The following is a 13,730-nucleotide window of genomic DNA, read 5'->3' as shown; positions in this document are numbered from 1 at the left end:
CAACAGCTACCAGGAACTCCCGCGCGAGGCGAACCATATCGGCCCCCTGCCCCGTCACCCCAGAACCTCCGGGCCGCACCCGCCGCACACCTCGACCACGTATAGCCTTGCGCGCATGGGTTTCCGCAGGCACGGGCCGTTCCAGCCCGGCGATCAGGTGCAGCTCACCGACCCGAAGGACAAACGTCACACCGTGACGTTGCGGGAGGGGGCGGTGTTCCACACGCACAAGGGGTCGATACCCCACGACGACCTGATCGGTCTGCCCGAGGGCTCGGTGGTGCGCTCCTCGGGCGGTACGTCGTATCTGGCCTTCCGCCACCTGCTGCGCGACTACACCGTGTCCATGCCGCGCGGCGCGGCCGTGGTGTACCCCAAGGACGCCGCGCAGATCGTGGCGATGGCCGACGTCTTCCCCGGCGCGCGCGTCGTGGAGGCCGGGGTGGGCTCCGGCGCGCTCAGCTGCTACCTGCTGCGCGCGGTGGGGGACACCGGCGAGCTCGTCTCCTACGAGCGGCGCGAGGACTTCGCCGAGGTGGCGCGCAAGAACGTGGAGAAGTTCTACGGCGGGCCCATGAAGCAGTGGCGGCTGGTCGTCGGAGATCTGGTGGCGTCCCTGGACACCTCGGACGTCGATCGGGTCATCCTCGACATGCTCGCCCCGTGGGAGTGCGCCGACGCGGCGGCCAAGGTCCTCACCCCCGGCGGAGTGATCTGCTGTTATGTCGCCACGACCACCCAGCTCTCCCGAACCGTGGAGACCCTCCGGGAGCATGGAAGTTTTACCGAGCCGCATTCGTGGGAGACCTTGGTCCGCGACTGGCATGTGGAAGGGCTTGCCGTGCGCCCCGACCACCGCATGGTGGGGCACACGGGATTCCTCGTCACCGCACGTCGCATGGCGGACGGCGTCACGCCGCCGCCCAGGCGCCGGCGCCCCGCCAAGGGGGCCTACGGGGAGGAGGCGAGTACATGAGCTGCCGTCGCCACTCCGATTTCGTAACAATCGTGCACGGGTCCCTGCCGGGGGAACAGAACCGTATGGCCGTCTGCTTACTAGCAATGAAGCGCGAATAACGCTTCGAATACTGAACGCTGGTTGTAATGACACGAACACTCCCCGGCCAGGTTACGGAAGCCGCCGAGATAGGTAGGGTCTTGAGTAGTCGCCCTCGACTGGGAAGGAGGTGACTGTGGCAGCTCGCGACGACGCTGAGGCACGAGCGGCCCAGCGCGAACGAGAGGTCGCGGACCTCACAACTCAGGTCTCCTTCCTCCAGGAGGAGATCACCGCGTTGCGCCGGAAAGTGGCGGAGTCTCCCCGTCAAGCCAGGGTCCTGGAGGAGCGCCTCCATGAGCTGCAGGCCAATCTGGCCGCGGTGACCGGTCAGAACGAACGACTGGTCGCCACGCTCAAGGAAGCCCGGGACCAGATCGTGGCGCTCAAGGAGGAGGTCGACCGGCTGGCGCAGCCGCCATCCGGGTTCGGCGTCTTCCTGGAAGCTCGCGAAGACGGCACCGTGGAGGTCTTCACCGGAGGACGCAAGCTCCGGGTCAATGTCAGCCCCGCGGTCGACGTGGAGTCGCTGAACCGCGGCCAGGAGGTCATGCTCAACGAGGCGCTCAACGTGGTCGAGGTGCTCGGCTACGAGACCGTGGGCGAGATCGTCATGCTCAAGGAGCTCCTCGAGGACGGCCAGCGCGCGCTGGTGATCTCCCACGCGGACGAGGAGCGTGTGGTGCGCCTCGCGGAGTCGCTGCTCACGCAGCCGATCCGCGCCGGCGACTCACTGCTGCTCGAACCACGCTCGGGCTACGTGTACGAGCGCATCCCCAAGTCCGAGGTCGAGGAGCTGGTGCTCGAGGAGGTCCCCGACATCTCCTACGAGGAGATCGGTGGCCTGTCCCGGCAGATCGAGCAGATCAGGGACGCCATCGAGCTGCCCTACCTGCACGCCGACCTGTTCCGCGAGCACAAGCTGCGCCCGCCCAAGGGCGTGCTGCTGTACGGCCCGCCCGGCTGCGGCAAGACGCTCATCGCCAAGGCCGTCGCCAACTCCCTGGCCAAGCAGGTCGCGGAGAAGACCGGGCAGTCCGGCAAGAGCTTCTTCCTCAACATCAAGGGCCCCGAGCTTCTCAACAAGTACGTCGGCGAGACCGAGCGGCACATCCGCCTGGTCTTCCAGCGTGCCCGCGAGAAGGCGTCCGAGGGCACCCCGGTGATCGTGTTCTTCGACGAGATGGACTCGATCTTCCGCACGCGTGGCTCGGGCGTCTCCTCCGACGTCGAGAACACCATCGTCCCCCAGCTGCTGTCGGAGATCGACGGCGTCGAGGGCCTGGAGAACGTCATCGTCATCGGCGCCTCCAACCGCGAGGACATGATCGACCCGGCGATCCTGCGGCCCGGCCGCCTGGACGTCAAGATCAAGATCGAGCGGCCGGACGCCGAGGCGGCCAAGGACATCTTCTCGAAGTACATCACCACCGAGCTGCCGCTGCACGGGGAAGACCTCTCCGAGCACAGCGACTCGCGCGAGGCCACCGTCAGCGGCATGATCCAGCGGGTCGTCGAGCGCATGTACACCGAAACCGAGGAGAACCGCTTCCTTGAGGTGACGTACGCCAACGGTGACAAGGAAGTCCTTTACTTCAAGGACTTCAACTCCGGCGCCATGATTCAGAACATCGTGGACCGGGGCAAAAAAATGGCCATCAAGGCGTTCCTCGAGACCGGCCAGAAGGGCCTTCGCATCGCGCACCTCCTCGCCGCCTGCGTGGACGAGTTCAGCGAGAACGAAGACCTTCCCAACACCACCAACCCCGACGACTGGGCCCGCATCTCCGGAAAGAAGGGCGAGCGGATCGTCTACATCCGCACCCTGGTTTCCGGAAAACAGGGCACGGAGGCCGGGCGTTCCATCGACACGGTCGCCAACACCGGTCAGTATCTGTAATTGAAGCGGCATGCGACGGCGTGGTTCCTCCCGGGGCCGCGCCGTCGCTGTTTCCCCACCCGGTGTGCGGGCAGCGGACCGGAAGACCCTACGACCGCACAACGGTCTAGGCTCGGTGGTGACGGGCGACGTGACGGCGGTGGTCCAGGTGCGGCACAGCACAGATGAAGGGCTGAGAGCGTGACGGTACGGCGGGTGATGGGCATCGAGACGGAGTACGGCATTTCCGTACCCGGGCAGCCGGGCGCGAACGCGATGGTGACCTCCTCACAGGTGGTCAACGCTTACCTGGCGGCCTCGGCCGCGCGGGCGCGCCGCGCCAGATGGGACTTCGAGGAAGAGAATCCGCTGCGGGACGCCCGTGGCTTCGACCTGGCCCGCGAGATCGCCGACCCGACGCAGCTGACCGACGAGGATCTCGGCCTGGCCAACGTCATCTTGACCAACGGCGCGCGGCTGTACGTCGACCACGCCCATCCCGAGTACTCCACGCCCGAGTGCACCAATCCCCGGGCCGCGGTGATCTGGGACAAGGCGGGCGAGCGGGTGATGCACGACGCCGCGGTGCGGGCGTCGGCGATGCCCGGCAACGCCCCGATCCAGCTCTACAAGAACAACACCGACAACAAGGGCGCCTCCTACGGCTGCCACGAGAACTACCTCATGCGGCGGGCCACGCCGTTCGCCGACATCGTCAGGTACCTCACGCCGTTCTTCGTCTCCCGCCAGGTCGTGTGCGGGGCCGGCCGGGTCGGCATCGGGCAGGACTCCCGGGGTGACGGCTTCCAGATCAGCCAGCGGGCCGACTTCTTCGAGGTCGAGGTGGGCCTGGAGACCACGCTCAAGCGGCCGATCATCAACACGCGTGACGAGCCGCACGCCGACCCCGAGAAGTACCGCCGCCTGCACGTGATCATCGGCGACGCCAACATGTCGGAGATCTCCACCTATCTGAAGCTGGGCACGACGGCGCTGGTCCTGGCCATGATCGAGGACGGCTTCCTCACCGCCGACCTGTCGGTGGAGAGCCCCGTGGCGGCGCTGCGGGCGGTCTCGCACGACCCCACGTGCAAGTACGAGATCGCGCTGCGCGACGGCCGCAGGATGACCGCCGTGCAGCTCCAGATGGAGTACCTGGAGCAGGCCCGCAAGTACGTCGAGGACCGCTTCGGCGCGGCCGTGGACGACATGACCAAGGACGTGCTGAACCGCTGGGAGTCGGTGCTCACGCGCCTCGCCGAGGACCCCATGCAGCTCTCGCGCGAGCTCGACTGGGTGGCCAAGCTGGAGCTGCTGGAGGGGTACCGCACCCGCGACTCCCTGCCCTGGTCACACCCCAGGCTGCAGCTCGTCGACCTGCAGTACTCCGACATCCGGCCCGACCGCGGCCTGTACAACCGCCTGGTGGCCCGCGACCGCATGCAGCGCCTGGTGTCGGAGGAGGACGTCCAGCGGGCGATCGAGCTGCCGCCCACCGACACCCGGGCCTACTTCCGCGGCCGGTGCCTGCGCCAGTACAGCGAGTCGGTGGCGGCCGCCTCGTGGGACTCGGTGATCTTCGACATCCCCGGGCGCGAGTCGCTGCAGCGGGTGCCCACCCTGGAGCCGCTGCGCGGCACCAAGGCGCACGTGGGGGAGCTGCTCGACCGCTGCCGCACCGCCGCCGAGCTGGTCAGCGCCCTCACCGGGGAGCGCTGACCGGCCCCCCGCCGCCTCGGCGGCGGGGGAGACCCCGCCCGCGCGCGGGCGGGGGGCGAAAGTGCTGATCTACATTGTAAAGGCGCCCGGCGGGAGCATCTCGTCGCCGGTCAGCCGCATCGGCGGCACCGCGATGCCCTCCTTGCGCAGGATCTCCGACAGCAGCAGCACGGCCTGGTCGCTGGAGAGCCGGTCGACCGGGTCGGGCCGCAGCAGCCCCTCCAGCAGCGCCCTGAGGGCCCCCGCCCGGCGCGGCGGGCGCGCCTCGCCCGGAGGCCGCGCGGTCAGCAGGTCGCCGTCCCCGGACCCCGGGGGCCGTCCCTCGACCGAGAAGTACAGCGTGGCGCCGAACGACCAGAGGTCGGCGGCCTGGGTCGCCGGATGCCCGCGCAGCCGCTCGGGGGCGATGTAGCCGGGTGAGCCGACGATGGGCATGGTGTTGGTCTGGTGGGAGGTGTCGTCGTCCTGCAGCACCGCGATGCCGAAGTCGCTGAGCACCACCCGGTCGCCGGTGAGCAGCACGTTGCCCGGCTTGATGTCCCGGTGCAGCACGCCGGCCGCGTGGGCGTGGCGCAGCCCGCCGAGCAGGTGGAAGCCGATCCACGCCGTCCAGTGGACGGGCAGGCGTCCGAGGTGCCACGCGGTGGCCTGCAGGGTCAGGGCCTCCACCAGCTCCATGACGATCCAGAGCCGGCCGTCCTCCTCCAGCAGGTCGTGCACGGTCACGATGGCGGGATGGCTCAGCCGCGCGGCCGAGCGCGCCTCACGCAGGGCGTGCCGCCGGGCGCGGCGCACCTCGTGCTCGTCGTCGTGGCGGGTGGGGCGCAGCTCCTTGATCGCGACGTCCCGCGCCAGGCGCCGGTCGTGGGCGCGCCAGACGATCCCCATGCCCCCCTGGCCCAGCGGCGAGATCAGCCGATAGCGATCTCCGAGCTGCTGTGCGTGGTCCGATCTCATTTCACCCGTTCACATGTCGGCATCCAACCCCTGCCCCCACAGCCGCTTCATTTTCCCGTGTGAAGCGGGATGTCCATGGGTGGATCACCACAGAATGCCATATGGCCGGATGTAACAATCTGATTTACCCCTGGGATACCAGGCCTATCCCGAGGATCAGCGTACCGGCCGCCAGGCACAGCCCGCCCGCCACGGTCAGCCGGATCAGCTTGTTCGGATGGGTGTCGCCGGGCCGGGCCACCGAGAGGAAGAAGCCGAGCGGCATGAGGATCGGCGCCGCGACGAAGAGCGTGCGCGTCAGCGTGGCGAGGCCGTCCGGGAGCGCCGCCTGGTCGACGTACAGCATGGCCACCAGGGCGAACAGCACCAGCACGCCGGCGTGCGCGTGACCGGCCCGCCACAGGCCCCGCCGCACCGGGTTGTCGAGGTATCCGGGCGTGCGCCGGTTGACGGCCGACAGCAGGGTGGTGCCGCCGTAGGCGACGGCTGGGACGGTGATGAGCAGCACGCCCGCCGTGGACAGGGATGCGGGGGACATCGGGCCTCCAAAGTTGGACAGTGACCCTATCCAATCATTGGATAGGGTCACTGTCTAGTTGGTGGAATAGGGGGTAATTGCCTGATTTGCCACGCGGTGATGCGGGGAGGCTGTCTAACGGGACGGTCCACCTGCAGCCGGGCTCGCGTAGATCACCGGACGATCCGCGCGAATTGTCTCCCGGTTCGGGGAAGATATGAGTCAGATGCGTCCCCCAAGCGGAGGTACCACATGGCGACGAAGGACACCGGCGGACAGAAGCAGACCGGCCGTCAGGAGACCGAGGTCGAGGAGACCGAGGCACAGGCGGCTCCCGATGTGCAGGAGCGGCAGGAGAAGCTCACCGACGACGTCGACGCCATCCTCGACGAGATCGACGAGGTCCTGGAGGAGAACGCCGAGGAGTTCGTCCGCAGCTACGTGCAGAAGGGCGGCCAGTAGGGCGGAGGCCGCCGGTTACGGCTCCGCCGGAGCCGACGCCGGTCGGGCGACGTGAACGGTCGCGATCTCGAAGGGGCGGAGCGGCAGCCGCACGACTCCGCCCCCGGCGGCCAGCGGGCGTAGCGGCCGGCCCAGCGTGTCGGCCAGGCGCGCGACGTCGAAGTCACCCCGCAGGACCGCCTCGGTGGCCACCGGATGCTGGGCCGCCAGGCGGACCTCAAGCCAGCCCTCGCGTTCGCGCAGGGCACCCAGCACGACCCCCTCGCCGCTCAGCTCCAGCCGGGCGACCGGCGGGGGCGCGGCCTCGACGGCCGTGTCCGGCCCCGTCCCGGCCGCGTCCGCCCCCGCGGATCCGGGAACCGCCAACAGATCCAGCAGGTACTCCTCGGCCAGGCGTGGCAGCCCCGCCTCGTCCCAGGTCCCCTCGTGCGGGTGGACGGCGAACCGCGCGGTGACGGTCCCCGCGCACTGGGCGTCCGGGGTGGCGATCTGCGGCCCCGCCGGCTCGTCCCGCAGGGCGTTGCGGTTGCGCGACAGGTACCCCACCCCCCGCACCAGGGTCAGCGCCAGCTCCCCGGCCGTGCCGGCGTCCCGCGCGTCCCCGCCGGGCCCGACCGGCAGCTCGTACTCGGTGACGTGCTCCAGCAGCACCGCCAGCCCCCCGGCGGCCACGAACCCCGAGGCGGGGTAGGTGGGCAGCGGCTCCTCCCCGCAGCCGCCCTCGCCGGTCAGGCCCCGCCGGACGACGGCGTACTGGCCCTCGGCGAACGACGCGCGGGCCCGGCGCGGCAGCGGCGCGTGCCAGCGCACCCGGTGGTCGCGGCACGGGTTGTCGAACGTCACCGTCAGGCGCGCGTAGGGCTCGCCCGCGCGCAGCTCCACCCGGGTGGTCACCGCCACCTCGGCCTCCTCCGCCGAGCGCCCGTCCCCGTCGGCCCGCAGCGGCCAGCGGTAGCTCCCGGCCACCTCCAGCACCCAGACCAGCGGCCCGGAGCACACCTCGGTGACCGTCACCCGCTCCGGCGCACCGACCAGCCGGTCTGCGGCCGGAGGCGCGTGGTTGTAGGTGTCCCCGACGTCGCCGCCCTCGACGATCCGCCCCACGCCCTCGGCCCGCAGCCCCGAGGCGGTCACCATCGTCAGCGTCCCGTCCGCCTCCGCCGACACGCGCAGCAGGCCGTTGTCCAGGACGCCCGCGGCGCCCGGCGCGGCGGCGGCCCCGTCGCGGGCCGGGACGGCGGTCAGGACCGCGCGGCCCAGGGCCGGGACCTCCACTCGCGCGGCGACCGTCACGACGGGCTCGGCCAGCGTGCGGACCCGCCAGGGCCCCGGGGAGGACGCCGCCGCCGACAGGATGGCGGCCCTGAGGTCGTCGTACCGGTAGCGCGTGGTCGCGTGGCGGCCCACCACGACGGTGAACACGTTCCCCTCGGCGGACCAGGACGCGATCTCGTGGCCGAACAGCTCCCGCTCGTGGACCCGTCCCAGGAGCCGGGTGAGATCGTCCATCTCCGACTCGTCCAGCAGCGTGGGCGCGCTCGCCAGCCGCTGCGTGGCCACCTCGGAGCCGTCGTGCGCGGCCAGGCCCGCGCGCGTCTCGGGCAGGTCGGCGAGCACCAGCGCGGTGCGGGCGAACGGCGAGGGGTTGACCACGACGATCCTGTCGCGCCCCGCCGTCGCGGCCAGCGTGGAGCTCACCAGGTCGACCACGGCCTGCGCGGTCTGCTCGGCCTCGGCGATCCGCGCGGCGACCTGCTGGGCGGTCTCGTCGGCCCCGCAGCCGGTGATCGAGTCGTGGCCGCTGCAGGCCACCACGCCCCGCCAGGCCAGCTCGGTCAGGCGCCGCCCGGCCCCGCGGTCCCCGCCGGGCCACAGCGCCGACAGCGGCTCGGCGTAGCGGGTCAGGACGCGCTCGGCGCGCCCCATCACGCGCTTCAGCGGCACGCGGGCCGAGATGACGCCCGGCAGGATGTTCGCCCGGGCGTGCGAGCGCAGCTCGCCCTCCACCACCGGCAGGTCCGCCGCCTCGGGGCCCGGCTGCCCGGCCAGGTACTCGCCGAGCGTGGCCAGCCGCAGCCCGGCGGCCGAGATGCCGGCCGCCGGGGCGGAGTGGTCGGCGCCGTACATCGCCAGCAGCGGCCCTTCGGGATGCCAGGGGCGCATGGCGCTCGCGAAGGCGTCCAGCCGGTCGCCGAGCCCCTCGGCGGGGCCGGTGAACAGGGCGACCGCGTTGCCGTACCCGCCGGGCAGGTACTGGGTGCGGATCACCGTGCCGTCGGCGCCCCGCCACGCGAACACGTCGCGTTCGACCGACCCGGGGACCCCGCGCCACAGGCAGGCCACCGGCAGGCCCGCCAGCGCGAGGATCTGCGGCATCTGCGCGCAGTGGCCGAACTGGTCGGGCAGGTACCCGACCTCCATGGCGCCGCCCAGCTCGCGCGCCCCCCGCAGCCCGAACTCCAGGTTGCGGATCAGCGTCTCGCCCGAGCAGAGGAACTCGTCGGACAGGATCGTCCAGGGCCCCGCGGCGAACCGGCCCTCGCCGACGAAGCGCGCGAGGTCGGCGCGGCGCTCGGGCCGGATCTCCAGGTAGTCCTCGACGGCGGCGAGCTGCCCGTCCATGGTGAACCGGTAGGCCGGGTCGGCCTCAAGGAAGTCCAGCACCTCGTCGAGCATCCGCACCAGCCCCATGCGGAAGCGCTGGAAGGGCAGGTACCACTCGCGGTCCCAGTGGGTGTGCGGGACGACGACGATCTCGGTCGACACGGGTGCCTCCCTGGTCGGGCGCGGACGGGCGGACGGGCGCGGACGGCCCGGGGAGTGCGGCCGGGCGGGCGCCGTGGTGGCGCGGGCGCCGGGCCGGCCGGCGCGCGGCGGACGGGGCGCGGGCCGCGGAGCCGGGCGCCGGGATGGCGCGGGCCGCGGAGCCGGGATGGCGCGGGCCGGGAAGAGGGCCGGGGGCGGCGGTCAGGTGCACAGGGCCATGACCTCGTTGCGGGTGGTCTCCAGGCGGTGCGGGCCCGGCCGGGCGGGCAGCGTCACGCGGTCGCCGCGGATCACCCGCCGCTCGTCCGGGCCCCACAGCACCAGCCCGTCGGCGTCCAGCGCCAGGAACTCCTCCCCGTGCCGCAGCAGCAGCGGCCCGTAGGGCCCCGCCGACACGGCGGTGCGCCCGGCGCGGATCCCCGCCACGACGGCCTCCGGTGACGGGCCGGAGCCGGCGCCGTCCGGGGCCGAAGTGCCCGCGCCGTCCGGCGCCGAGGCGCCCGCGCCGCGGCCCCACGCCTGCCCGGGGTCCTCGGCGGTGAGCACCCACGTGGCGGGGGCGCCGGGCGGGTGGCCGCCCCCGGGGCCGTGGTAGTCGCCGCCGCCGACGTAGACCGGGTCGTCCCGCCAGGCCTGCGCCCACGACAGGGGGGCGCCCCAGGTGCGGTCCCACCAGCCCGAGTGCCAGACCTCCACCGTGCGGGGACGCTCGCCCGGCGGGTGCCGCCACGCGCAGTCGGCGCCCAGGGGATGGTTGACCGACAGCAGCCCGCCGCGTTCCCGCACGACCCGCGCCCAGGCGCCGGCGGGCTCCCTGAAGTCGACCCAGCCGATCGGGCCGAAGGCGTTGGCGTGGCCGAGGTCGGTGGTCACCTCCTGGCCGGGCACCAGCGTGATCCCGGCGGCCGCCGACACCGCGGGCAGCTCGGCGTGGTGGCTGACGGTGTTGTGGTCGGTCACGGCCAGGAAGTCCAGGCCCTCGGCGCGGGCGAGCAGGGCCAGCTCGGTCACGGTGAGCGCCCCGTCGGAGTGCACGGTGTGCGCGTGCAGCTCCCCGGCCCGCCACCGCATCCCGTCCAGCGCGGGGACCCCGCGCCGCACCGAGGCCGGGACGACCGGCGGCGGCGGGGGAGACGCCGCCGCGCCGTCCCCGGGCGGTGCCGGGGGCCTGCGGTGCGGCGTGACGGTGAGCTCGTAGGCCAGCCCCTCCAGCGGGACGCGGTAGAGGCCGAGCAGCACCCGCCAGACGCCGGGTTCGGGCTCGCCGGGCAGGTAGCCGGGCGTCGCCCACCCCGGCGCGATCGTGTAGCGGGACCGGGCGCCCCCCGACCAGCCCCGGAACCCCGCGGGGCCCTCGCACCCCAGGTCGAGCACGCCCGCGGATTGGTCGTAGGCCAGCTCGACGGTGAAGGCCGGCGTGCCCGGCGGCAGCTCGACGGGCACGGCGTGCACCTGCCGGGCCAGCCGGTCGTCGAGCGTCCACCGCCCGCCCAGCCGCCGCGGGCTCACGCGGTCACCAGCGCGCCGTCGCGGTACACCAGCGCGCGGGGATGGCGGGGGACCGCCCACGCGGCGCCACCGGCCACCGGCCAGGCCGGGGCGTCGCGGCCGGGGCCGTCGTCCTCCGGGACGACGGCCTGGACCAGATGGTCGCCGTCCGGCGACGTCACCTCCAGCGTCACGAGTGAGGAGGTGCCCAGGTTCTCCACGACCGAGACCTGCCCGGCGAAGGCGTCCGGCCGCGGCGAGGGTGACAGGTCGGTGTACTCCGGCCGCAGCCCGTACACCACCTCCTCACCGTCGGCCAGGCCGGCGGGCAGCGGCAGCGCGCCGCCGGCCACCCGGAGCGCGCCGTCCCGCACCACGCCCGGCAGCAGGTTCATCGGCGTCGAGCCGATGAAGGAGGCGACGAACGTGGTGGACGGCCGCCGGAAGACCTCCGCCGGGGTGCCGACCTGGACGATCCGGCCCGCCGACATGACGGCGACGCGGTCGGCCATGGCGAGCGCCTCGCCCTGGTCGTGGGTGACGAACACCGTGGTCACCGCGAGCTCCCGCTGCAGCCGCTTGAGGAACGTCCTGGCCTCCAGGCGCATCCGGGCGTCCAGGTTGGACAGCGGCTCGTCGAACAGGAAGGCGGCCGGGTGGCAGGCGATGGCCCGCGCCAGCGCGACCCGCTGCTGCTGGCCGCCGGACAGCTGCCCCGGCCGGCGCTCCAGCAGCTCGGCCAGGCCGAGCCGCGCCGCGACCTCGGCCGCCCTGGCCTCCCGCTCGGCGCGCGGCACCTTCTTGATCCGCAGCGGGTAGGAGATGTTGGCGGTGACGTCCATGTGCGGGAACAGCGCGTAGTCCTGGAAGACCATGGCGACGTCCCGCCTGCCGGGAGGCAGGGACGTCACGTCGGCCGCCCCGATCGTCACCGTGCCGGACGTGGGGGTCTCCAGGCCGGCGATCGTGCGCAGCAGGGTCGTCTTCCCGCACCCGGACGGCCCGAGCAGGGCGAAGAACTCGCCGTCGGCGATCTCCAGGTCGAGGGAGTCGAGCGCCCGGACCCCGCCGGGGAACACCTTGGTCAGGCCGTGCAGGGAGATCACCGTTTGATCCCTCCGTGGAAGCGGAAGCCGTACTTGCGGCTCACGAAGAGGTACATCAGGACCACCGGGAGCGAGTACAGCAGGGAGAAGGCGGAGATGAGGTCCAGGCGGGGCGCGCCGCCCTCGGTGTAGAGCGTGTAGAGGATGACGGCGCCGGGGGCCTTGGCGGGGTCCCGCAGCAGGATGAACGGGGTGAGGAAGCTGCCCCACACGCTGGCGACCGTCCAGACCGCGATGGTGGCCAGGCCCGGCCGGATCACCGGCACGACGATGTGCCACAGGATCTGCAGCGGGCGGGCGCCGAACACCCGCGCCGACTCCTCGTAGGAGGTGGGCGTGCCGTCCATGAAGTCCTTGAGTATGAAGATCGCGGCGGGCAGCAGCCCGCCCGACAGCGTGAGGACCACCCCGAGGTGGGTGTCGATCAGGTTCAGCCGGGTGGCCAGCTCGAAGATGGGCACCATCGCCGCGGTGCCGGTGACCACCGAGGACAGCAGGAGCAGCAGGTACAGCAGCGCGTCCCTGCCGGGGATCCTGACGCGCGACAGGGCGTAGGCCGCCGTCGCCGCCAGCGTCACCACCAGGACGGCGCCGGCCGCCGCCTGCAGCACCGAGTTGCCGAGCGAGCTGAGCAGGTAGGGGTTGGCGAGCAGCGCGCGGAAGTTGGCCAGCGTGAGCTCCGGCACCGAGGTCGTGATCGTCGGGTGGGCGTCGAACGGGGCGGAGGCCAGCCACAGCATCGGCAGCGCGAAGAAGCCGGTCACGGCGGCGAGGAACGTCGCCCGCCCGATCGCCGCCACCGAGTGCCGCACCCGGCCGTCCCCCGGGCGGCCGGCGCGGGCCGGCAGGTCGCGGGCGGTCACGCGACGGCCCCCTTCCGCTCGCGCAGCAGGCGCAGGTAGACCAGCGCCAGGACCAGGTTGACCAGCAGCACCAGGAACGACACCGCGGCCCCGAAGCCGAGCTGCCCGCCGCTGAGGGCCACGTTGTAGATGTAGACCGGCAGGATCTCCGAGCGCCCCTCCGGGCCGCCCGCCGTGATCTGGTACGTCGTGAAGTCGTTGAACGTCCACAGGCTGATCAGCAGCAGGTTCGTCAGGATGTGCCCTCTGATGTGGGGGAACACCACGTCGCGCAGCTGCTGGAAGGTGGACGCCCCGGCCAGCCTGGCCGTCTCCAGGTGGGACGGCGGCACGCTCGCCAGCGCCGCGCCGTAGAGCATCATCGAGAACGCGGTGCCCCGCCAGATGTTGAACGCGATGATCGACGGCATGGGGTGGTCCAGCAGCCAGGCGAACCCCGGGGTGTGCAGCAGGGCGTTCAGCGTCCCCTGGTCGCGGTCGAGCAGGGCGAGCCACAGGAACGCCACGACCGAGGAGGGCAGGATCCAGGCCAGCAGCACCACGCCCTCGACGGCCCGCTTGACCGGGCCGGGCCGGTCGCGCAGCGCCCAGGCGACGGCGAAGCCCAGGCCCGCCTGGCCGGCGATCGCCGAGCCGGCCACGAACTGCGCGGTCAGCCAGAAGGAGCTGTGGAACCGCTCGTCGGCCAGCGCCGCGGTGTAGTTGTCCGCTCCCACCATCTTCGGGTCGGCCGCCGCCAGGCCGGTGAGCCGGAAGTCGGTCAGCCCCAGGTAGACCGTCCACAGCGCGGGGAAGACCAGGAACACCCCGATCAGCACCAGGGCGGGCAGCACGAACCCGACCGCCCTGCGCCTGCCCAGCCCGGCCGCGTCGGTGCTCACCGGCGCCGCTCCGCCGGCGGGCGGGCCGCCGGGCC

General features: G+C 72.5%; 11 protein-coding genes. 4 read left to right on the top strand and 7 right to left on the bottom strand.

Going from position 1 to position 13,730, the window contains the following annotated elements; all coding sequences use genetic code 11:
- Positions 1 to 115: 115 nt before the first annotated feature.
- From PYR91_RS35000 to dop, 3 genes are all read left to right on the top strand, one after another.
- Positions 116 to 976, top strand: a complete 861-nt coding sequence (locus PYR91_RS35000; RefSeq protein ID WP_279787077.1) for a tRNA (adenine-N1)-methyltransferase — start codon at positions 116 to 118, stop codon at positions 974 to 976.
- 217 nt (positions 977 to 1,193) lie between these two features.
- Entirely contained in the window at positions 1,194 to 2,957 is a 1,764-nt protein-coding gene (arc, locus tag PYR91_RS34995; protein ID WP_279787075.1) for a proteasome ATPase, read from the top strand.
- 180 nt (positions 2,958 to 3,137) lie between these two features.
- Positions 3,138 to 4,655 (top strand): depupylase/deamidase Dop, encoded by a 1,518-nt coding sequence (dop, locus tag PYR91_RS34990; RefSeq protein ID WP_347943989.1) that lies wholly within the window; start codon positions 3,138 to 3,140, stop codon positions 4,653 to 4,655.
- Between the two features lie 69 nt (positions 4,656 to 4,724).
- On the opposite strand, the gene PYR91_RS34985 is transcribed toward dop, so the two are convergent.
- Positions 4,725 to 5,612: a serine/threonine-protein kinase gene (locus PYR91_RS34985; protein ID WP_279787073.1), complete on the bottom strand. Its 888-nt coding sequence runs from the start codon at positions 5,610 to 5,612 to the stop codon at positions 4,725 to 4,727.
- A 124-nt stretch (positions 5,613 to 5,736) separates the two neighbouring features.
- Positions 5,737 to 6,150 carry a hypothetical protein gene (locus PYR91_RS34980; RefSeq protein ID WP_279787072.1) on the bottom strand — a complete coding sequence of 138 codons (414 nt, stop codon included), beginning with the start codon at positions 6,148 to 6,150 and terminating at the stop codon, positions 5,737 to 5,739.
- Positions 6,151 to 6,381: 231 nt separating this feature from the next.
- Between PYR91_RS34980 and PYR91_RS34975 the strand changes: the two genes are divergently transcribed.
- Positions 6,382 to 6,591 (top strand): ubiquitin-like protein Pup, encoded by a 210-nt coding sequence (locus tag PYR91_RS34975; protein WP_279787070.1) that lies wholly within the window; start codon positions 6,382 to 6,384, stop codon positions 6,589 to 6,591.
- Between the two features lie 15 nt (positions 6,592 to 6,606).
- On the opposite strand, the gene PYR91_RS34970 is transcribed toward PYR91_RS34975, so the two are convergent.
- From PYR91_RS34970 to PYR91_RS34950, 5 genes are all read right to left on the bottom strand, one after another.
- Positions 6,607 to 9,357: an alpha-mannosidase gene (locus PYR91_RS34970; protein ID WP_279787068.1), complete on the bottom strand. Its 2,751-nt coding sequence runs from the start codon at positions 9,355 to 9,357 to the stop codon at positions 6,607 to 6,609.
- Between the two features lie 201 nt (positions 9,358 to 9,558).
- On the bottom strand, positions 9,559 to 10,866 hold the full coding sequence (locus PYR91_RS34965) for a CehA/McbA family metallohydrolase (protein WP_279787066.1): 1,308 nt from the start codon (positions 10,864 to 10,866) through the stop codon (positions 9,559 to 9,561).
- Positions 10,863 to 11,951 (bottom strand): ABC transporter ATP-binding protein, encoded by a 1,089-nt coding sequence (locus PYR91_RS34960; RefSeq protein WP_279787064.1) that lies wholly within the window; start codon positions 11,949 to 11,951, stop codon positions 10,863 to 10,865. Before PYR91_RS34960 ends, PYR91_RS34965 begins: the two co-directional genes overlap by 4 nt.
- Positions 11,948 to 12,814 carry a carbohydrate ABC transporter permease gene (locus tag PYR91_RS34955; protein ID WP_279787062.1) on the bottom strand — a complete coding sequence of 289 codons (867 nt, stop codon included), beginning with the start codon at positions 12,812 to 12,814 and terminating at the stop codon, positions 11,948 to 11,950. Before PYR91_RS34955 ends, PYR91_RS34960 begins: the two co-directional genes overlap by 4 nt.
- On the bottom strand, positions 12,811 to 13,695 hold the full coding sequence (locus PYR91_RS34950) for a sugar ABC transporter permease (protein ID WP_279787060.1): 885 nt from the start codon (positions 13,693 to 13,695) through the stop codon (positions 12,811 to 12,813). The genes PYR91_RS34955 and PYR91_RS34950 overlap by 4 nt, the downstream gene beginning before the upstream one ends.
- Between the last annotated feature and the right edge of the window lie 35 nt (positions 13,696 to 13,730).

It is taken from the genome of Sphaerisporangium sp. TRM90804 (assembly GCF_029846175.1).
In the GTDB taxonomy this organism is placed as follows: domain Bacteria; phylum Actinomycetota; class Actinomycetes; order Streptosporangiales; family Streptosporangiaceae; genus Sphaerisporangium.
Note: the sequence above shows the minus strand (reverse complement) of the source record. Positions and strands in the feature narration are given on the sequence as shown.